This is a genomic window from Acidovorax temperans (genome assembly GCF_006716905.1).
GTDB lineage: Bacteria > Pseudomonadota > Gammaproteobacteria > Burkholderiales > Burkholderiaceae_C > Acidovorax > Acidovorax temperans.
Genome location: NZ_VFPV01000004.1, coordinates 1 through 26,284 on the forward strand (window position 1 = coordinate 1; position 26,284 = coordinate 26,284).

Below are 26,284 nucleotides of genomic sequence, written 5' to 3' on the forward strand. Positions count from 1 at the left end.
GCCCACCCCGCCGCACTGGCCCAGGTGCCTGCTGCCTTGCAAACCCCTGCGCGGCTGGAGGCCCTGCTGCGCCGGGGTGTGGACGTGGCGGTGCAGATCCCGCCCCACTGCATGACCCGCGACGCCCTGCTGCTGGCCCGCGAGCTGTACGCGGGCGACCCCACCTGGGACGCGCGGGACGAGCGCTGCAGCCAGCCCCCGGCACAGCCAACGGCGCCCGTGTGGGGCTGCCTGCTCACGCCAGAACAGGCCCTGCAAGCGGTGTGGGCCGGTGTGCCTTTGCGCGATGTGCCCCACTGGCTGCGCACCAATGCCCTGGAGCAGGCGGCGCTGGACGCTGATATCGCCAACCTGGCGCACCTGGCCCCGGGCCAGATCACGCCCGCGCTGGCCCAGCGCGCCGTGCTGCACGCCAACGGCCGCCTCATCCGGCATATGCCCGCAGAGCTGCTCACGCCAGCGTTGTGCCTGGCCTCGGCCCAGGCCAACGGGCGGACGCTGCAAGACATCCCACCGCCACTGCGCAGCCTGGAAGTGTGCGTGGCCGCGCTGGAAGACCAGCCCGACCTGTTCCCCCAGGTGCCTACCGAACTGGCCGTGGCAGTGACCACCGCGCTGATCGACAACGACCTGGGCCGCGCCCGCGAACAGGGCGCACCGCGCGAGGGCAGCGCCTGGCATGTGGCGCGGGCCTGGGCGCAGCTGGCCGTGAACCAACCCCAGGCGGCTGTGGACGACGCCCTGCGCGGCCTGCCCCATGTGCCAGCGCCCCAGCACGCCCACTACGTGCTGGCCCGCGCCTACCAGGCGCTGGGCCACACCGCGCAGGCGGCGCTGGCCGCGTGCAGCGTGCTGTCGCTGCAGTCGCCCTACCAGCCGGCATGGGCCCCCACAGAAGACACGGGCTGGCTCACCGCCCTGGCGCGCTGGCACCTGGGCCATGCCGACGAAGCCAGCCTCATCCGCCAGCTGGCGCTGCACCCGCAAACCCTGGCCGATATGCCGCGTGCGCGCATCACCCCCGCCATGGTGGACGCAGCCCTGGCAGCCGACCCCGCCACGGTGCGCTGGGTGCCCAAGCGGCTGATGACGCCCACCCACTACGCCGTGGCGCTGCGTGTGGGCGTGAAGCGGCGTGAGGACATTCCACCCGCCATGGTCATGGCCGTGGACCAGGCTACCCAGGCACAGCCCGCTGCCAGCGCACCGGCCATGCCTGCACCACGCCCGTTGCAAGCAGAGCGCCGTGCGCAGCCCCCTGCAGAGGCCCCGCGCCACCCATACCCAGGTACCCCGCGCGTGGCCACGCCATGGGCCTGGTGGCTGCTGGGCACCGTGCTGCGCAGCGCCGTGGGCCACCCCGCCAGCGCGCGGGGCCTGGTGCACTGGCTGGAACAACGGCCGCTGGCCGCGTCTGCGCTGCATGCCCTGCTGAGCCTGCTGGCCGTGGCGCTGCATACCACCGTGTCGGTGGCCGTGTGGCTGGCCGAAGGGCCCGAAGCCGGGCTGGGCACCTTTGTGCTGGTGGGCTTTGCCGACGCCTACTGGGCCTGGCAATTCGCCTGGGAGGCCAGCCGCCCCAGCCTGACCCTGGCCGCCAGCGCCGTGGTGCTGTACCTGGTGGTGTGGTGCCCGCTGTACCGCAAGGCCGGGCGCGCGCTCGGCCACCCCCGGCAAACCAGCAGCTGACTGCGCCCCGCTTTGCGGCGGCCGGTGGCACAAATCAGTATCATTTTGATAGCTGCTGGCGCTTTATCCACGGGCGCTAAACCCACTTTTGGCTTAAAAACACATTCCTCTCAGCCATCCATACGGTGTGGCTGCTCAGGCCTGCATTCGCGGCAAACCTCCCACATTCCGTTACAACACGGGTATGCAGCAAGGCACGCACAGGTCATTTGCTACAATATTGACAATTCTGATAAAAATGTTTTTCTAGTAACCATCCCCCGGCAAAGCCGGGGGCATTCGGGATGTGAGCCGCTCAAAGCGGCTGTAAGGGGTCGCTAACGCGGCCCCTCATTCTTGGGGCCACCTATCGGTGGCTACTCACCTCCATAGACCGAGTTGGTCCAACCTCTCGTCTTCCTTCTCCTGGTTTCGGATGTACTCCCGTATCACCGCTTCGTCGCGTCCCACCGTCGAGACGAAGTACCCTCGCGCCCAGAAGTGCTGACCCACGAAGTTGCGCTTTCGCTCTCCGTACACCCGCGCAAGGTGGATTGCGCTCTTGCCTTTGATAAAGCCCACCACCTGCGACACCGAGTACTTCGGTGGGATCGACAGCATCATGTGCACGTGATCGGGCATCAGATGCCCCTCTTCAACCCTGCATTCCTTTTGCGCGGCCAACTTTCTGAATACCTCACCCAGGTGTTCGCGTAGCTGCTTGTACAGCGTTCGCCTTCGACACTTGGGGATGAAGACCACGTGATATTTGCAATCCCAGGCCGTGTGACTCAAACTTTCATACTTGTCCATCGTGTTTCTTCCTTTCGTTTGCTTGGCGGCTCACGATTGAAAGTCTCTACGGTGGACAACCTCCTGAAAAGTCAAACTTCTACTGCCTCCCCGGCAGAGCCGGGGGGCCTCCTTTTGGTAGCTAGCCAGCCGCCCTGTTTAACCCTGTTTGACAGACCACCGGCCAGCCACTGACTGTGCAACGCCCATGAAACGAGGCTCACCCCCTCGCCAGCGCACGCTGCGGCCCCTGGTCATTTCCTGGCTGCTCGCGGGCATCACCAGCGCCTATGCGCAGGCAGACATGGTCGATCTGCCACTGGAACAGTTGATGCAGATGCAGGTGACCACCGCCAGCCGCTACGCGCAAACCGCGCTGGAAGCTCCGGCGGCCGTCAGCGTGGTCACTGCCGAGGACATCCGCCTTTTTGGCTACCGCTCGCTGGCAGAGGTGCTGGCCAGCATGCGCGGGCTGTATGTGTCTTACGACCGCGCCTACCACTACCTCGGCACCCGGGGCTTTGCCACGCCGGGCGACTACAACACGCGCGTGCTGTTGCTGGTCAACGGAGTGCGGCTCAATGACAACCTCTACGACCAGGCCAGCATTGGCACCGACTTCCCGATTGATCTGGACCTGATCGAGCGGGTGGAGTTTGTCTCCGGCCCGGGCTCGGCCGTGTACGGGGCCAACGCCTTCTTTGGCGTGGTCAACGTCATCACGCGCGACGGGCGCCAATTGCCCGGGCCCCAGGTGGCTGTGGAAGCGGGCAGCCAGGGCAGTGCCAAGGCGCGCCTGTCGGTGGGCACCGTGGATGCCTACGGCGGCGACTGGCTGGTGGCAGCCACCCGGGCCACGCGCCGGGGGGCAGACCTTTACTTCCCAAGCTACGACGCCCCCAACAGCAACCACGGCGTGGCCCAGGGGCTGGACTTTGACCGCAGCACCCAGCTGTTTGCCCGCATGCGCCGTGATGGCCTGGCGCTGACCCTGGCGCATGCCGAGCGCCACAAGGGCGTGCCCACGGCGGCGTTCTCGCAGGTGTTCAACGACCCGCGCTCCCAGTTCACCGACCAGAGCACCCGCCTGGCGGCCGAGTACACCGCGCAAGTCTCGCCCACGCTGGCCTTCACCGGCCGTGCCCACGCAGCGCGCTACCAGTACGTGGGCGACTATGTGTACGACTACCCACCGCTCACCGTCAACCGCGACGTGGGTACCGGGCAATGGTGGGGCGGCGAATTGCAGTGGGTGAGCACAGCCCTGGCACGCCACAAGCTGGTGTGGGGCCTGGACTACCGGCGCGACACGCGCATCACCCAGACCAACGCCGACCTGGACCCACCCGCCGAGTACCTGAACGCCCGGCGCACAGGCGACGTGGCAGGCGTGTATGTGCAGGACGAGTTCGCCCTGCAACCCAACCTGACGCTGCACACCGGCCTGCGCTGGGGCAAGCAGACGGGCAGCTCCGGCACGCTGAACCCGCGGCTGGGGCTGGTGTACTGGTGGAACCCGGCCACCGCCATCAAGCTGCTGCACGGCACCGCATACCGACCACCCAACGCATACGAGCACGACTACCGCGTGGACCTGCCCGGCGGCATTGTGGACAGGCACCATGTCCGCTCGGAGCGTGTGCGCACCACCGAACTGGCGCTGGAGCACGCCCCCTCCGGCGGCACACGCTACCTGCTGACGGCCTTCCGCTCTGAAGTGAAAGACCTCATTTCGATGAGCGCTGCAGCCAGCATCGACCGCTTCCTGCTGGACAACACGCGCTCGGTCAAGGTGCACGGCGTGGAGGCCGAGCTGGAGCAGCGCTGGCAAGCCGGGCAGCGCCTGCGCCTGGTGTATGGCTGGCAAAAAGCGCGCGACTCGTCCGTGGATGGCACGCTGAGCAACTCGCCGCGCCATTTGCTCAAAGTGCAGTGGTCTGACACGGTGAGCGCAGCCCCCGCCAGCGCCTGGGGCCGGGGCCGTTATGCCATCGAAGCCATTGGCGTGGGGCCACGCAGCACCTCCCGCGGAACCAACCTGCCGGGGCACCTCCTCACCAATGTGAACTATTCCATGCGCATCTCGCAGGTGGATGTGTCGCTGGGCATCTACAACCTGTTCAACCAGCGGCATTACAGCGCCACATCGCTGGAAATACGGGACGACGCCCTGCGGCAGGACGGGCGCACCTTCCGCGTGAAGCTCACTTACGCGTTCTGAGCCATGCACAGCTTCTTGCGCTCCTGCGGCAAGCCACTGTGGTGGCTGGCCCTGCTGTGCGGCGCCTGGACTGCGGCGCACAGCGCAGAGCCTGTGGCAGAGCAGGACCTGAAGGCCGCCTACATCTTCAACTTCATCCAGTTCATCGAATGGCCCGAAAGGCAGGGAAGCGGCAACGAATTCACCGTCTGTGTATCGCCCTTCAGCCCGTTGAAGCGCTCGCTCACGGCGCTGGAAAACAAGCAGACCACCCGGGGCCAGACCATCAAGATCCGGCACCTGGAAGTCGCCACCCTGCGGGAGTGCGAAGCCCTGATCGTGCACAACCCTGATGCCGAACATGTCTTGCGCGCTCTGCGGGCCGCGCCGCAGGGCCACGGCGTATTGACGATTGCCGACGACATGACTTTCGTGGACCCCGACATCGTGATCGCGCTGGCGCAATCCGATGGGCGCGTGGTGTTCCACATCCACGCCGAAGCGGCCACCAAGGCCGGCCTCACCATCAGTTCCCGGCTGCTGCGCCTGGCCAAAGGCACCCGATGAAAAGCAAGGCATCCCCCACATCCACCGTGGCCCTGCAGTTGCAGCCGCTGCTGCTGTCGTCCAAGCTGGTCGTCACGGGCATCTGGACGGCTGGGCTGGCACTGCTCACGGTGGTGCTGGCGCTCACGGCGGTGGATTACTGGAGCGCACGCGCCTCCATGCTGCAAGACAGCGCCGTGGAGGCCGCCATCGTGGCCGACAACGTCTCGGCCGCCGTGGTGTTCCGCGACACCGAAACCGCCACCGAGATGCTGTCGGCCCTGCGCTCATCGTCCATGGTGCTCAGTGCCGGTGTGTATGACCGCGACGGCGTGCTGTTTGCGCACTACGCCCGCTCGCGCGACCCCCAATTCCCCACCACCTTGCGCGCCACGGGCATGGACCGCATTGCCGAGCGCGCCGGGTGGACCATGCTGGAGATCACGCACCCCATCCACGGCGCGGATGCCGAAGTGGGCACCCTGTACGTGCGCAAGTCGATGGAGGCTGTGTACAAGCGCCTGGGCTTTCGCTTTCTGAGCGCTTCGCTCATCGCCGCCTGTGTGATGGCATTGGCCACGGCCATTGTGCTGCGCAGCCGCGCAGTGGTGCGCGAGGCCGAAAACCGCCTGCAAGTGCTGGCGCACACCGATGCCGTCACCGATGTGAGCAACCGCCACGCCTTCAACGAACGCCTGGCGGCCGAGCTGGAACTGGCACGCAGCACAGGCCAGCAGGTGGCCCTGATTTACATCGACCTGGACAACTTCAAGACGCTCAACGACACCTTCGGCCACGCAGCGGGCGACGGGCTGCTGCGCCAGGTGGCCAGCCGCCTGCAGTCGGTGATGCGCCGCAGCGACAGCATCTCGCGCATGGGTGGCGATGAATTCGCCGTGATCCTGCGCCAGAACATGGATGACGAGGCCCTGAGTCAGTACGGCGAGCGGATCATCAGCGTCTTTGAGCTCCCCTATACCGAAGCCGGTCAGCAGGTGAACGTGACGTGCAGCGCCGGCATTGCGTCCTTTCCCGACGACGCTCCGGACATGGATGCCCTGGTCAGCAACGCAGACACGGCGATGTACCGCGCCAAGGAGCTGGGCAAGAACCGCTGCGTGCGCTTTGACGCGTCGATGAACCAGGCCATGGTGCGCCGCCAGGCGATCGAGCAAGCGCTGCGCGCCGAGCTGGAAGGCGGCCACGGCCTGGCGCTGCATTACCAGCCGCTGTTTAGCGCGCGCGACAACGCGCTGGTGGGCGCTGAAGCGCTGCTGCGGTGGACGCACGCCGACCTGGGCAACGTGCCCCCGCTGGAGGCGATTTCAGTGGCGGAAGACTGCGGCCTGATCGTGCCGCTGGGCTACTGGGTGCTGCGCAAGGCGTGCCGTGATGCATCGCGCTGGCAGGGCCAGCACCACCGCCCGTTGCGCGTGGCCGTGAACATTTCGGCCCGCCAGCTGGGCGACTCGCAGTTTCTGGAGCAGGTGATGGACATCCTGCGCGAAGAGAAGCTGCCTGCTGACCTGCTGGAGATCGAGCTGACCGAAACCGTGCTGATGGAAAACATGGAAGCCGGCGCGTACACGCTGCACCGCCTGAGCCAGCTCGACATCCACCTGGCGATTGACGATTTTGGTACCGGGTATTCGTCGCTGGCCTACCTGCGCCAGCTCCCCATGCGGCGCCTGAAGATCGACCGCAGTTTCGTGCGCGACCTGCCCTCGCAAGAGCACAGCCGCAAAATCGTCACCGCCATCGTGGCACTGGCGCACGGCCTGGGGCTGGAAGTCACCGCCGAAGGCGTGGAAACGCTGGAACAGGCCGAGTACCTGGTGAAGCAGGGCTGCGATGTGCTGCAAGGCTATGCCTTTGCGCGGCCCATGCCCGTGCAGCAGTTTGTGGAGCTGCAGGCTTCGCACTGACGGCATTGCGACGTTGCGTGTGTCCCCGCACATGACCGCGCGCCGCCTGCAAGGCTCCATGCCCAGGTGCCTGTGCTAGCATTTGTCTCCTATGCAACGCACCCTGCGCCTGTCCCCACTACCGCTAAGCCTACTAGTGCTTGGCCGGGGTCTGCACGCGTTCGCACACCCGGCTGCCACCTCGCGCAGCCGTTGAACCACCCGACATCCCCCTGACCCCGGCCCCCACACCAGCTCTTGTGCCATGCGCAAGGGGCTGCAGGGGACGTCATCCGATTTGTTTCTGATGACCCGTGCCAGGGCTGCTGCCACAACGCACTCCACGTGCTCCCGCAGCCCGGCACCACCGAAGTGGAGCCTTGCCATGATGATCGCCAAACCCGCCACCAAATACCAAGCCATGGCCCCCGTCGCATTGCCCGACCGCCAGTGGCCCAGCCGCAGCATCACGCGTGCGCCGCGCTGGCTCTCTACCGATCTGCGCGACGGCAACCAGGCGCTGTTCGAGCCCATGAACGGCGAACGCAAGATGAAGCTCTTCATGGAGCTGGTGCGCATCGGCTTCAAGGAAATCGAGGTGGGCTTTCCAGCCGCATCACAGACCGACTTTGACTTTGTGCGCCGCCTCATCGACGAAGACCTGATCCCCGAGGACGTGACCCTCATGGTCATGACCCAGTCGCGCGAAGACCTGATTGCGCGCACCGTCGAAGCGGTCCAAGGCGCACCGCGCGCCATCGTGCACCTGTACAACGCCACCGCGCCCGCGTGGCGGCGCATGGTGTTTGGCATGAACGTCACGCAGGTGATGCAGCTCATCACCCACCATGTGGGTTACCTCAAGCAGCTCACCGATGCGCGGCCCGAGACGGAATGGACGCTGCAGTATTCCCCCGAAACCTTCAGCGCCACCGAGCTGCGTGTCTCGCTCAAGGCCTGCCAGGCCGCCATTGCCGCATGGAACGCCGGGCCCGGCCGTCCCATCATCATCAACCTGCCCACCACGGTGGAAAACGCCACGCCCAACGTGTTTGCCGACCAGATCGAGTGGATGGACCGCCACCTGAGCCCGCGCGAGCACATCGTGCTGTCGGTACACACCCACAACGACCGGGGCACCGGTGTGGCCGCCGCCGAGCTGGCGGTGATGGCGGGCGCCCAGCGCGTGGAAGGCTGCCTGTTTGGCAACGGCGAGCGCTGCGGCAACATGGACATCGTGACCATGGCGCTGAACCTGTACACCCAGGGCGTGCACCCGCAGCTTGATTTTTCCAACATCACCGCCGTGGCGCGCGTGGCCGAGGAATGCACAGGCATCCCCATCCACCCGCGCCATCCCTACGCAGGTGACCTCGTGTTCACAGCGTTCTCTGGCTCGCACCAGGATGCGATCAAGAAAGGCTTTGCCGCGCAAGACCCGGATGCGCTGTGGGAAGTGCCGTACCTTCCCATCGACCCGGCGGACCTCGGCCGCACCTACGACAGCGTGATCCGCGTGAACAGCCAGTCGGGCAAGGGCGGCATTGCCTTCTTGCTGGAGCGCGAACACGGCGTGGTGATGCCCCGGCGCATGCAGGTGGAGTTCAGCGCCGTGGTGCAGCGCCATACCGACGCGAGCGAAACCGAGATGGGCGCCACGCAGTTGTGGGAACTGTTCCAGGCCACCTACCTGCGCGCCCCGGCCGCACCTGCCGTGGTGTGCCACACCCACCGGCTGGACGAAGACGGGCAGGGCATTGAGCTGGATGTCTCCATCGAAGGCGTGCGCCAAACGCTGCGCGGCCAAGGCAACGGCCCCATTGCCGCCACGGTGGACGCCCTGGGCCTGCCGCTGCGCGTGGACCACTACGAAGAGCGTGCCACCGGCAGCGGTGCCAACGCCCAGGCGCTGGCCATTGTGGAAGCCGCCATGGAGGGCGTGAACGGTGCCACCTTTGGCGCGGGTATGAGCCACAACATCGTGACCGCATCGGTGCAGGCCATTGTGAGCGTGGCCAACCGCCTGGCACAACGACTGCCGCACCAGGCTGGCGCAGCTGCTGCGCACGCCTGAACCATCGGCCTGGTGATGCTATATAAAACATAGCTGCCAGCGCTTATCCAGCAAGCGCTGCAGCCTTGTTTCATTCAAAAACCCTGCAGCCCCGGGCAGCATTGGCAAGGGCCCACGGCATCCGTTACCCTTCGGCCCATGCGAGCCCTATCCTGTTCACTGCTGCTGGCGGCCACTGTGGCCCTGGTCGGTTGCAGCACTCCACCCACCCCATCGCCCAGCGCCACGGGGGCCTGGCCCACACAGCGCTCGGCAGCGCCCACGCTGTCGGACGAGCAGGCCCACGGCATTGCCATCCACGCCCTGGGGTTGGTGGGCACGCCGTATCGCTACGGGGGCAACACACCAGACTCGGGCTTTGACTGCAGCGGGCTCATTGGCTATGTGTACCGCAACCAGGTGGGCTCCGCGCCGCCACGCACCGTGGCGCAACTGAGCAGCTGGGGCCAGGTGATTGACCGCAGCGAACGGCGCACCGGCGACCTGGTGGTGTTTGGCCGGGGCCGCAACCCGTCGCACGCAGGCATCTACGTGGGCGAAGGCCGCTTCGTGCATGCGCCCTCCACCGGCGGCGAAGTGCGCATGGACCACCTGGAATCCAAGTACTGGGCGAAGCAAAACGCATCGTTTCGCAGGCCCTGAATTCGGCCGCCCTGAGCGGCTTCGCCGCGCCGCGCGACAATCGGGGGCATGACCCACGCACACCGCTCCGCCACCCCCGTTTCCACCCACGACACCACGCGCATTGATGACACGCGCATCAAGGCCGTGCGCCCGCTCATCACGCCCGCGCTGCTGCAGGAGTGGCTGCCGCCTACCGAAGCCGCTCTGGCGCTGGTGGAATCGAGCCGCGCCGCCATCTCGCGCGTGCTGCACGGCCAGGACGACCGCCTGGTGGTGGTGGTGGGCCCGTGCTCCATCCACGACCACGCCCAGGCCATGGAATATGCCCACGCCCTGAAGGTGCAGGCCGATGCGCTGCAGGACGACCTGCTCATCGTGATGCGCGTGTACTTTGAAAAGCCCCGCACAACCGTGGGCTGGAAGGGTTACATCAACGACCCGCACCTGGACGGCAGCTTCGCCATCAACGAAGGGCTGGAGCTGGCGCGCAAGCTGCTGCTGGATGTGCTGGCCACCGGCCTGCCCGTGGGCACCGAGTTTCTGGACCTGCTTTCGCCGCAGTTCATCAGCGACCTGGTGAGCTGGGGCGCCATTGGCGCCCGCACCACCGAAAGCCAGAGCCACCGCCAGCTGGCCAGCGGCCTGAGCTGCCCCGTGGGCTTCAAGAACGGCACCGACGGTGGCGTGAAGGTGGCGAGCGACGCCATCCAGGCCGCGCAGGCGGCGCACGCCTTCATGGGCATGACCAAGATGGGCCAGGCCGCGATTTTTGAAACCCGCGGCAACCAGGACTGCCACGTGATCCTGCGCGGCGGCAAGCAGCCCAACTACAGCGCCGCTGATGTGGACGCCACCTGCGCCGTGCTCAAGGCCGCTGGCCTGCGCGAGCAGGTGATGATCGACGTGAGCCACGCCAACAGCAGCAAGCAGCACCAACGCCAGATCACCGTGGCGCAAGACGTGGCTGGCCAGATTGCCGCGGGCGACCACCGCATCACCGGATTGATGATCGAAAGCCACCTGCAGGAAGGCCGCCAGGACATCGTGCCCGACCAGGCGCTGCAAAAGGGCGTGTCGGTGACGGACGCCTGCATCAGCATGGCCCAGACCGTGCCGGTGCTGCAGGAACTGGCCGCCGCCGTGCGCGCCCGCCGGGCACATCGCGCAGCGGCATAAGCGAGTTGGGCTGGGGCGCCCAGCTGCCCGAGCCGCCCAAGGGAGCAAGAACAGGCAGTGCGTCTGCCACCCATGTGGGTACGCACTTGTTTCACGGTGTAGCATAGACGCCGAGTGCCCCCCGAGCTTGTCCATCACCCCTCTGGCGGGGCCCAGGCCATTCCATGCTGGTGATTTTTTCCCACCGACCACTGCCGATACACCGCAGGCCACCCCCACGGAGGCCTGTCTGATCATGGCCGCGTTGCAGTTACCGCCCGTGCACTCCACCGATGCCGCCAGGCTGCGGGCGCTGGCGGAATACGCAATCCTGGACACTGACCAGGAAGAGTCTTTTGACCAGCTGGCCTTGCTGGCGGCGCGGCTGTGCAGCGCCCCCATGGCGGTGGTGAATTTTCTGGATGCCGAGCGGCAATGGTTCAAGGCCGCTGTGGGCGTGCCCATGCGCGAAACGCCCCGCTCCGAGGCATTTTGCGACCACGCCTTGCGCAGCCCGCACCAGCCCACCGTGGTGCAAGACACCACCCGGCACCCGATTTTTGCCACCTACCCTTCGGTGGTGGGTGAGCCCCACATTCGCTTTTACGCCTGCGTCCCCCTCGTCACGGACGAAGGCCATGCCCTGGGCACCCTGGCGGTGATGGACACGCGCTGCCGGGGCCTGGCGGCGGAGGAATTGCAAGCGCTGCAGATGCTGGCCCGCCAGACCATGGACCAGCTGGAACTGCGCAGGCAAAAACTGCAGCTGTCCATGGCGCTGCAAGAGCGCGAACAGATGCGTGCCGCGCTGCAAGCGCAAAATAACGTGCTGCAGGCCGCGGGCCGCGTGGCGCGCCTGGGTGGCTGGGTGATGGAGCTGCCCAGCCGGGCATTCACGCTGTCTTCCGGCATTGCCAGCACGTTTGGCATGCGCCGCGCAGAAGAGTCCGCCAGCGAAGACCGCCCTGCCACGTACGCCCTGGACGAGGTGTTGAAAGCCTTCCAGCCCCCCTTTCACGAACGGATGCAGCAGGCCTTTGCTAACTGCATACAAACCGGGCGCGACCTGGACGAGGTGGCCGAGGTGACGCTGCCGCAAGGGCAACGGCTGTGGGTGCGCACCAGCGGCCATGCTGTGCGCGACGAAGAGGGCCAGATCGTGCGGGTCGAGGGTGCGTTCCAGGACATTTCTGCGCAGCACCAGGCCGAAATGCAGGCCCAGCGCAACGCACAGCACCACGCCGAGCTGCTGCAGGTGCAGCAGCAAATATCGTCGCTGGACATGGCGCTGCCCGACGCACTGCGGCTGGTGGCCCACACGGTGCAAAAGCAGACAGGCGCGCGCGGGGCCATGATCGAATTGCTGGAGGCCGAGCAACTGGTGGCCAAGGCGTCGGTGGGCGACATGGTGCGCCCTGAAGGCAACCTGCTGTCGGTGCACGACAGCATCTTGTGGCCTGCGCTGCACAAGGGCCACACGGTGTGGTGCAACGACACCCAGGCAGCCGGCTGGGACATGGCCTCCATGCCGCACCGCTGGGGCGTTCGCTCGGTGATGGCCACACCGCTGCGCGCGGGCAACCACATCGTGGGCAGCCTCAAGGTCACCTCCGACCAACCCGATGCCTTCTCGCGCAGCGATGTGGACCGGCTGGAAATCCTCACCGAATCGCTCGGCACCACGGTACAGCTGCGGCATGTGGCCAGCCAGCTCGAAGCCTCGGCGCGCCAATACCGCCTGATGTTCAACGAGCACCCACACCCGATGTGGGTGTACGAAAGCGGGAGTCTGCGCCTGCTGGCGGTGAACCGGGCCATGCTTTCGCAGTACGGCTATACCGAAGCCGAGGCGTTGCAGCTGAATCTGCTGGATCTGTGGCCCGCTTCGGAGCGCGAGAAAGTGCGCACCGCCGTGCAGGCCACGGCCTCGAAAAGCAGGCATGTGCCCGCACTGTGCCTGCAGTTGTGCAAGGACGGCAGCCTGTTTGACGCGGAAGTGACTGCGGGCAGCATCAGCTTCAACGGCGTGGCCGCCCGCCAGGTGCTGGCGGTGGATGTGACCGAGCGCCTGCGGGCCGAACGCGAGATTGCGCGCATGGCGCGTGCCCAGAAGCTGCTGAGTGCCTGTAACGAAACCCTGGTGCGTGCGACGTCTGAATCTGCCTTGCTGCAGGCCATCTGCCAGATCGCGGTGGACATTGGCGGCTACCGCATGGGCTGGGTGGGCTTCGCCCACGACGACGAACACAAGACGATTGCCCGCGTGGCCCACGCTGGCTACACGCACGAGTATCTGGACAAGTTGCGCGTGAGCTGGGACGAAAACAGCCCCTGCGGCCGAGGGCCTGCCGGTCAGGCGGTGCGCAGCGGCCAACCCGTGATCGTGCATGACCTGCGCAAGAGCAACGACCTGGGCAAGAGCAACGACCTGGGCGACTGGACCCAGCGCATGCTGGACAACGGTTTTCACGGCGTGATTTGCCTGCCCCTGCGCGAGCAGGGCAAGACCTTTGGCCTGCTGTACCTGTACGCCCCCGAAATCCTGCACATCAGCCCGCAGGAAACGGCGCTGCTGCAAGACCTGGCCAACGACCTGGCGTTCGGCATCACCAGCTTGCGTGCCCACAAGGCGCAGCAGCGCATTCTGGACTCGGTCATCCAGGTGGCGGCGGCGGTGTCGGCCAGCACCGGCACGGCATTTTTTGTGCAGCTGGCCACCAACATGGCCGAAGCGCTGGGCGCGCAGGCTGGCTGCGTGATGCGCATGAGCCAGCCCTCCGGCCAGCCCCCCCGCGCCATCAGCCTGGCCACCGTCATCGACGGGGTGGAGCAACCCGCCTTTGACATGCCCATGGAAGGCTCCCCCAGCATGCAGCTGCTGACGCAGCGGCAATACGTGGTGGCCGACCATATGCTGCAACATTACCCGCGCTCGTACCTGGGCGGCAAGATCGGAGCCCGCGCCTATGCGGGCCAGCAGCTGTGCAGTGCCGACGGACAGGTGATTGGCGCCATTTTTGTGCTGTTCCGCCAGGCGTTGACAGACCCGGACTTTGTCACCTCCACCCTGCAGATTTTTGCGGCCCGGGCCTCGGCAGAGATCGAGCGCCTGGCGGCCGATGCCCGCATCCGCCACCAGGCGTCGCTGCTGGACAAGGCGCAGGACGCCATCCTGGTGCGCGACCTGGACCACCGCATCATCTACTGGAACAAAAGCGCCGAGCGCATGTACGGCTGGACGCAGCTGCAGGTGCTGGGCCAGTCGGTGCAGACCTTGCTGTACGAAGACCCCACGCCCTTCCTGCGGGGCACCGAAGCCACCCTTGAACACGGCGAGTGGACGGGCGAGCTGGTGCAGCGCCACCGTGACGGGCGCACCATCGATGTGGAAGGGCGCTGGACCCTGGTGCGCGGCGAAGACGGGCAGCCCCAGTCCATCCTGGCCATCAACACCGACATCACCCAGCGCAAGGCCACCGAGCGTGAAATCCAGCGCCTGGCCTTTTACGACCCGCTGACCAGCCTGCCCAACCGCATGCTGCTGATGGACCGCATGCACCATGCCCTGGCTGCCGCGCAGCGCCACCAGCAGGGCGGGGCGCTGCTGTTCATCGACCTGGACAACTTCAAGCAGCTCAACGACACCCTGGGCCACGACCAGGGCGATTTGCTGCTGCAGCAAGTGGCCAAGCGGCTGGGCCACTGCGTGCGCAGCGTGGACACCGTGGCACGCCTGGGTGGCGACGAGTTTGTGGTCATGCTCGAAGAACTCAGCGCCTCGGGCGACGACCTGGTGCTGCAGGCGCGCAGCGTGGGCGAAAAAATCCTGTCCACGCTGTCCATGCCGTACCCGCTGCAGGGCTACCAATACCGCAGCACCCCCAGCATTGGCATTGCGCCGTTCACCGGCACCGAGTCCACTACCGTGAGCGAGTTGCTCAAGCAGGCCGACCTGGCCATGTACCAGGCCAAAGCTGCAGGGCGCGACACCCTGCGGTTCTTTGACCCACAGATGCAGGCCGTGGTGACGGCGCGTGCAGCGCTGGAGACCGACCTGCGCGCGGCCCTGGCGCAAGACGAGTTTTTTTTGCACTTCCAGCCCCAGCTGCGCCAAAGCGGCGCGATTGCGGGCGTGGAAGCGCTGCTGCGCTGGAAGCACGCGCAGCGCGGCATGGTGTCGCCATCAGACTTCATTGCCCTGGCCGAAGAAACCGGGCTGATCGTGCCGCTGGGCCGCTGGGTGCTGCACCACGCCTGCAAGCTGCTGGCCAGCTGGCAGAACGACCCCTTGCGCCGCGACCTGACCATGGCCGTGAACGTCAGCTCCAGCCAGTTCCGCAGCCCCACCTTTGTGGACGATGTGGCGCGCGTGCTGGCCATCACAGGAGCGCCTTCCGGCCAGCTCAAGCTGGAACTGACCGAAAGCGTGCTGGTGGAAGACATGGAAAGCACCATCGCCACCATGGAAGCCCTGCGCGCCTATGGCGTGGGTTTTTCACTGGACGACTTTGGCACCGGCTATTCCTCACTGAGCTACCTCAAGCGCATGCCGCTCGACCAGCTCAAGATCGACCAGAGCTTTGTGCGCGATGTGCTCTCCGACCCCAACGACGCCGCTATCGTGCACACCATCATCGGGCTCTCGCGCAGCCTGGGGCTGGACGTGATCGCCGAAGGGGTTGAAACCAAAGAGCAGCGCATTTCGCTGGGCGGGGCCGGTTGCGACCTGTACCAGGGCTACCTGTTCAGCAAACCGCTGCCTGTGGCAGACCTCGAAGCCTTCCTCACGCAAGCCCTGCAGGGCTGAGCGTGTTGCCGGCACCCTGTGCCGGTTTTCCCCATCGCGCCCACAACTTTTGTCTTCTGTGGGCAGTGCGCACCACTTGCTCCACCCTTCCAGCCCCGCCAAGGGGCCTTGCGCGCACTGCGCCATTGCAGCGCCACCCCCCCCAGCAGTTGATGTCATGCAACGCGTTGTGGGCTGCCTGACGGCCTTTGAAGGCCCCTGCCCCCCTAAGGCCCCCACACCTGGCTGCCAACGCGGGGGTTTCCTGTCTTTTCCATCGCCAGCGCCTACCCGGCGTACCGCATGGGCCTGCGCTGCCGGTTCCCGGTTGTTCTTCTGTCTTCTTCTTTAATGTCTTTATAAAAACATAGTCGTAGTAGTAGAGCAGGGCCCTGGGTGTGGACAACCCTTTTTTTCCTTTGCACCACAAGCACTTGCGTGGATGCAAACCCTGTGCGCCGAACCCTGTTGGCGCTGTCACGCCAGCGGGGACAAAACGGGCACATCGGCTTTTTCTGTGGATAAGCCAGCACTTGTGCCGGAAATATCCCCAGTTTTATGCAGCACCGCGTCGGCAACGCCTGTTCTCAGCCAAAACGCAGGCTAGCGCTTTACCAGCAAGCTCAATCAGCTCATTTTTTTATAGCAAAACGGGGCATTGCCGCAAACAAAGGGGTGCACCCGCCCGCATTTGCCCAGGTTCATGCGGGCAAGCCCACCCCATGCGCCGGCCAATCCCCCCTTTTTTCTACACCCCGCACACCGCCCCGCCACTTTTCAGGTATTCACAACCCTGCCCGGTTTGCCTCCCGGCGGTTGATAGGTTGTTCTTTAAAAGCTTTATATTGAAATAGCAGTAGTAGTAGAGCAACGCCTTTTTTGTGGACAACTGCATTTTTTCCAATGGCTGCGCGCACTTGCGTTGCAAAAAACCATGTGCGCTGGTCTGTATGAAAATGCTGGCTGACAGACAACAACTTTGGCGTGGCGGATTTTTGTGTGGATAACTTGGTAGTTGCTCTGCCTGAAAGCACAGCTTTATCCACAGGCCGCTGCCAGCACCATGAAAAAAGCCCGCAATCCGGGTGGATTGCGGGCTGCTGGGGGCGGGAATGGCCCCCAGGGGTGGGGGATGCGCCAGATCAGCGTGCGGGGCCGCCTGGGCCGCGGCCGCCGTGGCCATCGGGGCCGTGGTGGTGGCCGTGCATGCCGCCGTGGTCGCGCCCACCCCGGTGCTTGCCGGGGCCTTGGCGGTGGAATTCGGCGTCAAACGTCTTTTGCTGCTCAGGGCTCAAGGCGGCGTAGAAGGTTTTCACGGCTTCATCGCGCTTGTCGGCCTGGGCGGTGTGCCGGGCGCGCATTTCGCGCATGCGGTCAATGCGCTCGGGGGTGGTGAGTTTGTCCAGTTCCTTGTAGTCGGGGCGGGCGGGGCGCTCGCCGGGTTGCATCGCGGCGGTGAACTGGGTCCAGGCGCTTTCCTGGGCGGCGGTCAGCTTGAGTTTTTCTTTCAGGGCGGCCTGGCGCTGGGCCATGCGTTCCTGGTAGCGCTGCGCCATGTCACCGGTCTTGCGGGCGGGGGCGCTGGCGGCCTGTGCGGCAGCGGGTGCAGGAGCCTGGGTTTGGGCCAGGGCGGGCAAAGTGAGTGCGGCCAGCACGGCGGTGGCTACCCAGCGGCGGCTTGAAAATGCAGCGGTCATGGAATCAGTCCTTTCACAGGGGGTGAAGTTCTCCGCCACAACGACCGTTGCAGCGGTTGAAGCCAGTGTGCGCCGCCCATGTATCGCCTGCGTGAGCAGGATTGAAGCCTGTGTAAAGTTGTGACAAGCCGGGGTGTACGGCGCGCGGGTGGAGCCGCGGAAGTTTTGTGCCAGAAAGTGCCTCCAGGCGAATCCAAGAAAGCGCAAGCAGCTATTGAATTGATAGCGATTGCTGCAGGCTGTGGATATCATTAGGGTTCGGCGCGGCGACCCTGTTTGGCGCGTAGGCCGGCGGGGCCCGCGCCAGCGCCGACAATTACCCCCAGTCAGACAACGAAGCGAAGGATTTCCGTGTTCAAGAACATGATCGTGTACCGCATTGCCCCCGGCTGGCAGGCGGATTTGGTGCAGGTGGAAGAAGCCCTGGCCAAGGCCCCTTTCATGGAGTGCGGGGCCACCCAGGAAAAATCGCTGGGCTGGGTGCCGCCGCGCGGTGAGCAGCATGGCGCGCTGGCCGAATCGGTGGGCGGGCAGTGGATTTTGCGTTTCATGGTCGAGTCCAAGGTGCTGCCCGGCTCGGTGCTCAACCGCCGCGTGAAGGAAAAGGCCGCCCGCATCGAGCAGGAAACCGGCCGCAAGCCCGGCAAGAAGGAAAGCAAGGAGCTCAAGGAAGAAGCCAAGCTGGACTTGCTGCCCATGGCCTTCACCAAGCAGGGCAGCATGTGGGTGTGGATCGACACCGAGTCGCGCCTGCTGGTGCTGGACACCTCCTCCCAGGGCCGCGCCGACGAGGTGGTGAGCCTGCTGGTGGAATCATTGCCAGGCCTCGCGGTGTCGCTCATCAACACGCAGACCAGCCCCCAGGCGGCCATGGCGCACTGGCTGGCCACGCAAGAGCCGCCCGTGGGCTTCAGCATTGACCGCGAGTGCGAGCTCAAAAGCGCGGACGAAGCCAAGGCCGTGGTGCGCTATGCGCGCCACCCGCTCGACATCGAGGAAATCCAGGCCCACATTGCCGCTGGCAAGCTGCCCACCAAGCTGGCGCTGACCTGGGACGACCGCGTGTCGTTCATGCTGACCGAAGGCATGCAGCTCAAGAAGGTGGCTTTTCTGGACACGGTGTTTGAAGGCACCAAGGCCGATGACGGCGGTTTTGACACCGATGTGGCGATTGCCACGGGCGAGCTGGTCAAGCTCATCCCCGACCTGATCGAAGCCCTGGGCGGCGAAGCTGAAAGCGGCGTGGCCAGCGCGGCCGAAGCCATTGCAGCGGGTGGCCCTGCGGCGGCTCCCCAAAGGGCGCCCGCAGCTGCCACGTTGCCCCCCCGCAAGTCGGGCGCGGGCGTGGTCACTGGGCCGGCTACTGCACCGGTGGATACCGACCCGGAATCGGCGCCGTTCTGAGCGCAGGTTCTGAACCTTGGCGCGGCCGGTGCGCCAACAAAAATGCCGAGGGTGACCTCGGCATTTTTCATGAGGGGCGCAGCGGTTTACTTCAGGCTGTCCACCGCCAGGCGGCCCACGGCCGAGTCATCGGTGAAGAAGCCATCCACCCCGGCCTTCAGGAAGGTCTGGATCTCGCTCACGCTGTCTCCGCGCACAGTGTTGTCCGTGGTGGGGGCCTTTTTGTAGGCGGCGGGCAGGAAGGCATTTTCAGGCCGCAGTGTCCAGATGTGCACAGCCAGGTTCAGCGCGTGGGCGTCTTTCACCAGCGGGGTGGGGGTGCCCAGGGCACCGTCTTTCACGGGGATGACCAGGTCCTTGTGTGCGCCCACCACATCGGCGTAGGTGGCAATTTCCTTGAGCCCGGCGGCCGTGGCCATGTTGGCGTAGGTCTGGGGGTTGCCCGAGGCGGTGAAGTCATAGGGGCGGCCGCCGTTGGACAGCAACTGCACCAGACGCACCGTGCTCTGCTTGCGCAGCGCCTTCAGGTTGGCCACCTCGAACGACTGCACGTACACGGGTGCATCCTTGCTGTTCCAGCCGTTCTTGGTCAGTACCGCCAGCAGCGCGGGCTCCAGCGGCATGCCAATCGACTGGAAGAAGCTGGGGTGCTTGGTTTCAGGCGCGATACCGATGACTCGGCCCTTCACGCTGGACTGCGCCTTGGCCAGGTCGATCACTTCCTGCAGCGTGGGCACTTCGAACTGGCCGTTGTAGGCCACATTGGCTGGGCGAATGGCCGGAATGCGTTCGCGCGCGCGCAGGGTCTTGAGTTCGGCCAGGGTGAAGTCCTCCACAAACCAGCCGGTGATGGCCTTGCCATCGATGGTCTTGGTGGTCTTGCGGGCGGCAAACTCGGGGCGGTCCATCACATCGGTGGTGGCTTCGCGCACGCTGCCGTCGGCGTTGACGATGGCAATCGCGTTCTCATGGCGTGCCACCAGCACCCCGTCTTTGGTGATGACCAGGTCGGGTTCAATGATGTTGGCGCCGTCGTCAATCGCCTTTTGGTACGCAGCCAGCGTGTGTTCGGGCCGCAGCGCCGAGGCCCCGCGGTGGGCAATCACGGTGGGGGTGGGAGGCCAGGCCGGTGTGTCGCTGCCAGCGCAGGCCGTGGATGCCACCACCGCGGCTGCCATGGCCAGTAGTACGTTTCGAATTTGCATACGGTTCTCCTCGTTTTGTAAAAGACGGGCGATGCTCACGGCCCCTTGTGAAAAGAGTGTGACAGGCTGTGCCCGGGCGGGGCTGCCACCGCTGAGTGGCCGCTGGGTGCGTACTGTTGGTATTTTGCGGTGCCGTCTCTCAGCGCCCCAGCAGCGATCGCGCCACCAGCTCTTTCATAATCTCCGACGTGCCGCCGTAGATGCGCAGCACGCGTGCATCGGTCCAGAAGCGCGAGATGGGGTATTCAGCCATATAGCCGTAGCCGCCAAACAGTTGCAGGCAGGCATCGGCCACGCGGCCCATGACTTCAGTGGTGTGCAGCTTGAGCGCACTCGCGGCCTCGGGTGAGAGTTCGCCGCGCTCGTAGGCGGCCACGCTGGCATTCAAAAACGCCTCCGCGGCGGCGATGTCGCTCGCGCATTGCGCCAGCGTGAAGCGCGTGTTCTGGAACTGCCCAATCGCTTGGCCAAATGCCTGGCGTTCTTGTACGTACTTCACCGTGGCGTCGAGCGCACCCTTGGCGCCATACACCGCCTGCACGCCGATGATGAGGCGTTCGCGCGGCAGCTCGCGCATCATCTGCACGAAGCCCTGGCCTTCCACCCCGCCCAGCAGCGCGTCGGCGGGCACGCGCAGGTCGTTGAAGAACAGCTCGGAGGTGTCGCCCGCGTGCTGGCCGATTTTTTCCAGGTTCTGGCCGCGCGTGAAGCCGGGGCTTTTCGTATCGACCAGGAACAGGCTCACGCCTTTGGCACCGGCTGCCGGATCGGTCTTGGCGGCCAGCACCAGCAGGTCGCAGTGCTGGCCGTTGCTGATGAAGATCTTGCTGCCGTTGATGACGTACTCATTGCCATCCCGTTTGGCCGTGGTGCGGATAGCTTTCAGGTCACTGCCCGCGCCGGGCTCGGTCATGCCAATCGCTGCCACCGCTTCACCGCTGACCATGCGCGGCAGCCAGTATTCGCGCTGCGCCTCGGTGCCGCAGTGCAGCAGGTAGGGCGGGATGATGTCGTTGTGCACCTGCAGCCCGCCGACAAAGCCGCCGTAGCCCCGGCGCGAGAGCACCTCCACCACGGCGAACGAGAAGTGCACGCTGGCCCCCGCGCCGCCGTACTGCTCGGGCACGTCGGCGCACAGGTAGCCGTTCTCGCCCATCTTGCGGAACAGCTCGCGGTGGACGAGGCCCGCCTTTTCCCAGTCGCGGTAATGGGGCTCGATCTCGCTATCGCAAAAGCGCTCCAGCGATTCGGTGAAGACTTGCAGTTCGGCCTTCTGCTCGGCCGTGAGGAGGGTGTTGGGAAGCATGGTTGCTATGAATGTAGGAGCTGCCAGCGCTTTCTGGATAAGCGCTGGAGGCCAAAAAGACTCAAACTCTTTCGAAGATAGCCGCAATGCCTTGGCCGCCGCCAATGCACATGGTCACCAGCGCATAGCGCCCGCCCGTGCGGTGCAGCTCGGCAATCGCCTTGGTGGTGATGATGGCGCCGGTGGCACCCACGGGGTGGCCCAGCGAAATGCCCGAGCCGTTGGGGTTGACCTTGGAAGGCTGAAGGCCCAGCTCCTGCACCACGGCGCAGGCCTGGGCGGCGAAGGCCTCGTTGGCCTCGATCACATCCATGTCCTGCACCTTGAGGCCGGTGCGCGCCAGCACCTTTTGCGTGGCGGGCACGGGGCCAATGCCCATGTAGGCCGGGTCCACGCCTGCGTGCGCATAGCCCACCAGGCGCGCCAGGGGTTTGAGGCCTAGGGCGGCCACGCGGTCACCCGCAGCCAGCACCACGGCAGCCGCGCCGTCGTTGATGCCTGAGGCGTTGCCGGCCGTCACGGTGCCGCCGTCTTTCTTGAACGCGGGCTTCATGCCCGCCAGCACGTCCAGCGTGGTGGCGGCGCGCACATGCTCGTCTTCCTGAAACAGCACGGTGCCCTTGCGCGTGGCGATTTCGACCGGAACGATCTGCTCCTTGAAGTAACCCGCAGCGATGGCGGCGGCGGCGCGCTGCTGGCTGGCCAGGGCGAGCTGGTCCTGCATCTCGCGGCTGATCTTGTAGCGCTCGGCCACGTTCTCTGCGGTGATGCCCATGTGCATCTTCTGCCAGGGGTCGTGCAGGATGCCGAGCATGTAGTCGATGCTCTTGCTGTCGCCCATGCGAGCGCCCCAGCGCGCGCCCTGGTCGAAGTAGGGGCCGCGGCTCATGCTTTCCGAGCCACCGCCCACGGCCACGTCGCAGTCGCCATAGCCAATGGCCTGCGCCGCGCTGATGATGGCCTGCAGGCCCGAGCCGCACAGGCGGTTGACGTTGAACGCGGGCGTCTCGATGGGGCAGCCGGCGTCGATGGCGGCCACGCGGCTCAGGTACGCGTCTTTGGTGTCGGTGGGGATCACGTTGCCCATCACCACATGGCCCACGGCGTCGGGTGCCAGGCCTGAGCGGGCGATGGCGGCCTTCACTGCGGTGGTGGCCAACTGGGTGTTGGGCACGTCTTTCAGGCTGCCGCCGAAGGTGCCAATGGCGGTGCGGGCGGTACTGACAACAAAAACGTCGCGGTGGGACATGGGGAAAGCTCCAAAAGAAAAAACGATTCAGCGGCCCTGGAAGGTAGCGGGGCGCTTGGCGAAGAAGGCCTCGATGCCTTCGCGCAGGTCGGCGCTGTGGGCGCAGTCGTCAAACGCCTGGGCCTCGGCCTGCAATTGCGTGGCCAGGTCGCGTGTGAGGCTGGCGCGCATCAGGCGGCGCATATGGCCGTAGGCGCGTGTGGGGCCGCTGGCCAGGCGCTGGGCCAGCTGCTGCACGGCGGCGTCCAGCTCGGCGGCGGGCACGGCGCGGTGGATCAGCCCCCACTGCTGCGCTTGCGGCGCGGTGAAGGCTTCGCCCAGCATGGCAATTTCCAGCGCGCGGCCCAAACCCACCAGGCGCGGCAGCGCCCATGAGGCGCCCACATCACAGCTGGTACCCAGGTTGATGTAGGCGAGGTTAAAGCGTGCGTTGTCCGCCGCCAGCACAAAGTCGGCCTGCAGCATGAGCGACAGCCCCGCCCCGGCGGCCACGCCATGCACCTGCGCGATGACGGGCGCATCGAGCTGCGCTAGCAGCGTGGCGGCCTCGTTCAGCGGCTCCAGCAAAGCGCGCGCGCCTTGCACCGGGTCGGCGCGCAGCGTCGCCAAGTCGCCCCCCGCCATAAAGCCTTTGCCCGCACCGCACAGCACCACGCAGCGCACGCTGGCGTCCTGCGCCAGGGCGCGTGCGGCGTCGCGCAGCGCCTGCGCCATGGGCACATCCACGGCGTTGAGCGCACCGGGGCGGTGAAAGCGCAGGGTGACGATGGCGCCGTCGCGCTCGATCAGCAGCGGCGCATCCGTGGATGCATCCGTAGGGGTCGCGCTCATTTATTTGCTCCTGAAAAAAGAGCTGCTTGCGCTTGCCCAGCAAGCCTTGCAGCCCCAAAATGCTTGAAATTCAGCGGTACAGCGCCTCGATCTCGGCGGCGTAGGTCTTGTAGATGCTGCTGCGCCGCACCTTCATGGTGGCGGTGACTTCGCCGTCGTCGTGGTCCAGCTCCTTGGTGAGCATGTGGAACTTGCGGATTTGCGCCACCTGGGCCAGCTTGGCGTTGCCGCTGGCAATCTCGGCGTCGATGAGCTGGCGCACCTCTGGCGTTTCCACCAGCGAGCGGAAATGCGTGAAGGCAATGCGCCGTGCTTCGGCCCATTTGCCCACGGTTTCGTAGTCGATCATCACCAGCGCGCCGACGAACTTGCGCCCCTCGGCCACGATGACGCACTCCTTGATGTAGGGGCTGGCCTTCATGGTGTTTTCGATCTCGGAGGGCGTGAGGTTCTTGCCACCCGCGGTGATCATGATGTCTTTCAGGCGATCGACGATCTTGATCTGCCCGTCCACCAGGCGCACCACGTCGCCGGTGTGCAGCCAGCCGTCCTGGATGCTTTGCGCCGTGGCCTCGGGGTTTTTGTAGTACCCGGCGAACACCATGTCGCCCTTGATCTGGAACTCGCCGCCCATGTCGTCGTCGCTGCCCTGGGCAATGCGCCACTGCACGCCCTGGGTGGGAATGCCGACGGTGCCCACGCTCACGCGGTCGAGTTCGTGGCCGGTGACCATGCCGGTGGATTCGGTCAGGCCATAGACCTCGATCAGCGGCACGCCCAGCGTGCGGAAAAAGCGCACCACGTCGGGCGCAATGGGCGCGGCGCCGGTCAGCGCCACCTCGGCCTCGCGCAGGCCGATGAAGTTTTGCAGCGCGCGCAGCACCAGCCAGTAATGCGCGGCGTAGCGCAGGCGCTCGCCCAGGCTCCACTGGCTGCGTGGCTTATCAAACAGCGGGGCGCAGTCGGCCAGGGCGCGCTGGTAGAGCGCGCGGCGCAGGGCGCCGGTTTCCTGCATCTTGATGCTGATGGCCGAGTGCAGCTTTTCCCAGATGCGCGGCACGCCCAGGAACATGGTGGGCGCCACCTCGCGCAGGTCTTCCTGTACGGTGCGGATGGATTCGCCAAAGTTCACCTGCGAGCCCAGGTAGATGGGGCAGAAGGTGGTGAGCATTTGCTCGGCCACGTGGCACAGCGGCAGGTACGACAGGTGCGTGGTGTGTGCATCCAGCCGCAGGCGTTCGATGATGCCGGGGCTGACGCCGCGCATATTGCGCCACGAAATCATCGCGCCCTTGGGTTTGCCGGTGGAGCCGGAGGTGTAGATCATCAGCCCGATGTCATCGAGCGTTTGCTTGGCCAGCACTTCGTCAATGCGCGCCTGGCTGTGCACGCCTGCGCCCAGGCGCTCCACCTCGTCGAAGGTCGCGATGAGTGCGCGGTGCTCGGGGGCAAAGCTGCGCAGCCCCTTGGTCTCCATGACGATGATTTTTTTCAGGCGCGGCAGCGTGCTCAGGGCTTCCAGCACCTTGTCGGTCTGCTCCTGGTCTTCGCACACCATGATGTCGATGTCGGCATGGCCCACCACGTAGGCCACTTCGTTGGCCGGGCTGGTGGGGTACACGCCCACGGTGATGCCGCCCACCAGGCCTGCGCCCATTTGCGCCAGCACCCATTCGATGCGGTTTTCGGCAATCACGCCCACATGGCCGCCTGCGGGCAGGCCCAGCTGCTGCAGGCCTTGGCCGAAGTGGCAGGCGCGCTGGTAGTACTGCACCCAGGTGACGGGCTTCCAGATGCCAAAGTCTTTTTGCCGAATGGCCACGCGCTGGGCGTCGCGCTGCGCGCGCTGGCGCAGCATTTGGGGCAAGGTGAGTTCAGGAAGGTTCATGGTCTCAGCCATCCTCATGACAGCCAGCGCTTGCGGCGCTTGTAGTGCTTGATGTCTTTGAAGCTCTTGGCTTCGCCGCTGCCGCCCATGCCGAGGTAGAACTCGCGCACGTCGGGGTCGTTGGCCAGGCGTTCAGCGCTGCCGTCGATGACGATCTTGCCGTTCTCCATGATGTAGCCGCTGTGCGCCACGGCCAGCGCCACGGTGGCGTTTTGCTCCACCAGCAGCATGGAGGTGCCGCGCTCGGCGTTAATGCGGGCGATGATGCCGAAGATGTCTTCGGTGAGCTTAGGACTCAGGCCCAGCGAAGGCTCGTCCAGCAAAATCAGCTCGGGCTGGGCGATGAGCGCGCGGCCAATGGCCAGCATTTGCTGCTCGCCGCCCGAGAGGTAACCGGCCAGGCCCTTGCGCCGCTCGTGCAGGCGCGGGAAGTATTCGTACACCAGGTCGAAGTCGGGCTTGGCCGCACTTTCACGCCCGCTGAGCGCGTAGGTGGAGGCGATGAGGTTTTCCTCGATGGTGAGGTCCTCGAACACGCGCCGCCCTTCCATCACGTGCGACAGCCCGCGGCGCACCAGCAGCTGCGGCGCGATGGCGGTGGTGCTCTGGCCGTTGAAGGTGATGCTGCCCGCTTCGAGCGCACCGTTTTCCAGCGGCAGCAGGCCCGAGACGGCCTTGAGCGTGGTGCTTTTGCCCGCGCCGTTGCTGCCCAGCAGCGCCACGATGTGGCCGCGCGGCACGGCCAGCGACAGGCCGCGCAGGGCCTGCACGACCTTGTTGTAGATGACCTCGATGTTGTTGACTTCGAGGATGGTGGCGGGGGACGCTTGTGTCATGGCAACTTGGCAGGAGGGCGCGGGGGCTCTTGTTTTGATAGCGGCTTGCGCTGGTTGTGTAAGGTGTTCAGGTGGTTTTCAACCTCAAACGCCTACAGGGCAAGCGCAAGCAGCTATAA

At 65.6% G+C, this 26,284-nt stretch carries 17 protein-coding genes and 1 pseudogene; 9 read left to right on the forward strand and 9 right to left on the reverse strand.

Going from position 1 to position 26,284, the window contains the following annotated elements:
* Positions 1-1,689: pseudogene (locus BDD18_RS22170) on the forward strand (WG repeat-containing protein); the annotation flags it as partial.
* 360 nt (positions 1,690-2,049) lie between these two features.
* On the opposite strand, the gene tnpA reads toward BDD18_RS22170, so the two are convergent.
* On the reverse strand, positions 2,050-2,481 hold the full coding sequence (gene tnpA / locus BDD18_RS18540; protein ID WP_026437438.1) for an IS200/IS605 family transposase: 432 nt from the start codon (positions 2,479-2,481) through the stop codon (positions 2,050-2,052).
* Positions 2,482-2,668: 187 nt separating this feature from the next.
* Between tnpA and BDD18_RS18545 the strand changes: the two genes are divergently transcribed.
* The 7 genes from BDD18_RS18545 (at position 2,669) to BDD18_RS18575 (ending at position 15,770) form a co-directional block, all read left to right on the forward strand.
* Complete coding sequence (locus tag BDD18_RS18545; RefSeq protein ID WP_244939042.1) at positions 2,669-4,681, forward strand: TonB-dependent receptor plug domain-containing protein; 2,013 nt, start codon at positions 2,669-2,671, stop codon at positions 4,679-4,681.
* Positions 4,682-4,684: 3 nt separating this feature from the next.
* The gene (locus tag BDD18_RS18550) at positions 4,685-5,227 is read left to right on the forward strand and encodes a YfiR family protein (RefSeq protein ID WP_142082608.1); all 543 of its coding nucleotides are present in this window, start codon (positions 4,685-4,687) and stop codon (positions 5,225-5,227) included.
* Entirely contained in the window at positions 5,224-7,131 is a 1,908-nt protein-coding gene (locus tag BDD18_RS18555; RefSeq protein ID WP_142085087.1) for a putative bifunctional diguanylate cyclase/phosphodiesterase, read from the forward strand. Before BDD18_RS18550 ends, BDD18_RS18555 begins: the two co-directional genes overlap by 4 nt.
* Before the next feature lie 367 nt (positions 7,132-7,498).
* Positions 7,499-9,184: a 2-isopropylmalate synthase gene (gene leuA, locus BDD18_RS18560; protein ID WP_142085663.1), complete on the forward strand. Its 1,686-nt coding sequence runs from the start codon at positions 7,499-7,501 to the stop codon at positions 9,182-9,184.
* A 138-nt stretch (positions 9,185-9,322) separates the two neighbouring features.
* Complete coding sequence (locus tag BDD18_RS18565) at positions 9,323-9,826, forward strand: C40 family peptidase (protein WP_066787708.1); 504 nt, start codon at positions 9,323-9,325, stop codon at positions 9,824-9,826.
* 48 nt (positions 9,827-9,874) lie between these two features.
* Positions 9,875-10,984, forward strand: a complete 1,110-nt coding sequence (locus BDD18_RS18570) for a 3-deoxy-7-phosphoheptulonate synthase (protein ID WP_142085090.1) — start codon at positions 9,875-9,877, stop codon at positions 10,982-10,984.
* Positions 10,985-11,111: 127 nt separating this feature from the next.
* Complete coding sequence (locus tag BDD18_RS18575) at positions 11,112-15,770, forward strand: sensor domain-containing phosphodiesterase (protein WP_420837339.1); 4,659 nt, start codon at positions 11,112-11,114, stop codon at positions 15,768-15,770.
* Positions 15,771-16,534: 764 nt separating this feature from the next.
* Here the strand turns inward: BDD18_RS18575 and BDD18_RS18580 are convergent.
* Both BDD18_RS18580 and BDD18_RS18585 read right to left on the reverse strand, forming a co-directional pair.
* Entirely contained in the window at positions 16,535-16,795 is a 261-nt protein-coding gene (locus tag BDD18_RS18580) for a hypothetical protein (protein ID WP_142085094.1), read from the reverse strand.
* A 96-nt stretch (positions 16,796-16,891) separates the two neighbouring features.
* On the reverse strand, positions 16,892-17,446 hold the full coding sequence (locus tag BDD18_RS18585) for a Spy/CpxP family protein refolding chaperone (protein ID WP_142085096.1): 555 nt from the start codon (positions 17,444-17,446) through the stop codon (positions 16,892-16,894).
* A gap of 351 nt (positions 17,447-17,797) precedes the next feature.
* On the opposite strand from BDD18_RS18585, the gene BDD18_RS18590 reads away from it, so the two are divergent.
* Positions 17,798-18,850, forward strand: coding sequence for a recombination-associated protein RdgC (locus BDD18_RS18590; RefSeq protein ID WP_142085098.1), 1,053 nt, complete (start codon positions 17,798-17,800; stop codon positions 18,848-18,850).
* Positions 18,851-18,936: 86 nt separating this feature from the next.
* On the opposite strand, the gene BDD18_RS18595 is transcribed toward BDD18_RS18590, so the two are convergent.
* The 6 genes from BDD18_RS18595 to BDD18_RS18620 form a co-directional block, all read right to left on the reverse strand.
* On the reverse strand, positions 18,937-20,055 hold the full coding sequence (locus BDD18_RS18595; RefSeq protein WP_142085100.1) for a glycerophosphodiester phosphodiesterase: 1,119 nt from the start codon (positions 20,053-20,055) through the stop codon (positions 18,937-18,939).
* A gap of 139 nt (positions 20,056-20,194) precedes the next feature.
* Positions 20,195-21,361: an acyl-CoA dehydrogenase family protein gene (locus tag BDD18_RS18600; RefSeq protein ID WP_066787851.1), complete on the reverse strand. Its 1,167-nt coding sequence runs from the start codon at positions 21,359-21,361 to the stop codon at positions 20,195-20,197.
* A 61-nt stretch (positions 21,362-21,422) separates the two neighbouring features.
* Positions 21,423-22,610 carry an acetyl-CoA C-acyltransferase family protein gene (locus BDD18_RS18605; RefSeq protein WP_142085102.1) on the reverse strand — a complete coding sequence of 396 codons (1,188 nt, stop codon included), beginning with the start codon at positions 22,608-22,610 and terminating at the stop codon, positions 21,423-21,425.
* 27 nt (positions 22,611-22,637) lie between these two features.
* Entirely contained in the window at positions 22,638-23,441 is an 804-nt protein-coding gene (locus tag BDD18_RS18610; RefSeq protein WP_142085104.1) for an enoyl-CoA hydratase/isomerase family protein, read from the reverse strand.
* A gap of 70 nt (positions 23,442-23,511) precedes the next feature.
* Positions 23,512-25,329 (reverse strand): AMP-dependent synthetase/ligase, encoded by a 1,818-nt coding sequence (locus tag BDD18_RS18615; protein ID WP_066695157.1) that lies wholly within the window; start codon positions 25,327-25,329, stop codon positions 23,512-23,514.
* A gap of 14 nt (positions 25,330-25,343) precedes the next feature.
* On the reverse strand, positions 25,344-26,165 hold the full coding sequence (locus BDD18_RS18620) for an ABC transporter ATP-binding protein (protein WP_066695137.1): 822 nt from the start codon (positions 26,163-26,165) through the stop codon (positions 25,344-25,346).
* Positions 26,166-26,284: the final 119 nt, after the last annotated feature.

Bases quoted from the DNA above. Each gene is read 5' to 3' on its own strand.
- tnpA (WP_026437438.1), bottom strand. From the start codon at position 2,481: ATGGACAAGTATGAAAGTTTGAGTCACACGGCCTGGGATTGCAAATAT.
- BDD18_RS18545 (WP_244939042.1), top strand. From the start codon at position 2,669: ATGAAACGAGGCTCACCCCCTCGCCAGCGCACGCTGCGGCCCCTGGTC.
- BDD18_RS18550 (WP_142082608.1), top strand. From the start codon at position 4,685: ATGCACAGCTTCTTGCGCTCCTGCGGCAAGCCACTGTGGTGGCTGGCC.
- BDD18_RS18555 (WP_142085087.1), top strand. From the start codon at position 5,224: ATGAAAAGCAAGGCATCCCCCACATCCACCGTGGCCCTGCAGTTGCAG.
- leuA (WP_142085663.1), top strand. From the start codon at position 7,499: ATGATCGCCAAACCCGCCACCAAATACCAAGCCATGGCCCCCGTCGCA.
- BDD18_RS18565 (WP_066787708.1), top strand. From the start codon at position 9,323: ATGCGAGCCCTATCCTGTTCACTGCTGCTGGCGGCCACTGTGGCCCTG.
- BDD18_RS18570 (WP_142085090.1), top strand. From the start codon at position 9,875: ATGACCCACGCACACCGCTCCGCCACCCCCGTTTCCACCCACGACACC.
- BDD18_RS18585 (WP_142085096.1), bottom strand. From the start codon at position 17,446: ATGACCGCTGCATTTTCAAGCCGCCGCTGGGTAGCCACCGCCGTGCTG.
- BDD18_RS18595 (WP_142085100.1), bottom strand. From the start codon at position 20,055: ATGCAAATTCGAAACGTACTACTGGCCATGGCAGCCGCGGTGGTGGCA.
- BDD18_RS18600 (WP_066787851.1), bottom strand. From the start codon at position 21,361: ATGCTTCCCAACACCCTCCTCACGGCCGAGCAGAAGGCCGAACTGCAA.
- BDD18_RS18605 (WP_142085102.1), bottom strand. From the start codon at position 22,610: ATGTCCCACCGCGACGTTTTTGTTGTCAGTACCGCCCGCACCGCCATT.
- BDD18_RS18610 (WP_142085104.1), bottom strand. From the start codon at position 23,441: ATGAGCGCGACCCCTACGGATGCATCCACGGATGCGCCGCTGCTGATC.
- BDD18_RS18615 (WP_066695157.1), bottom strand. From the start codon at position 25,329: ATGAACCTTCCTGAACTCACCTTGCCCCAAATGCTGCGCCAGCGCGCG.
- BDD18_RS18620 (WP_066695137.1), bottom strand. From the start codon at position 26,165: ATGACACAAGCGTCCCCCGCCACCATCCTCGAAGTCAACAACATCGAG.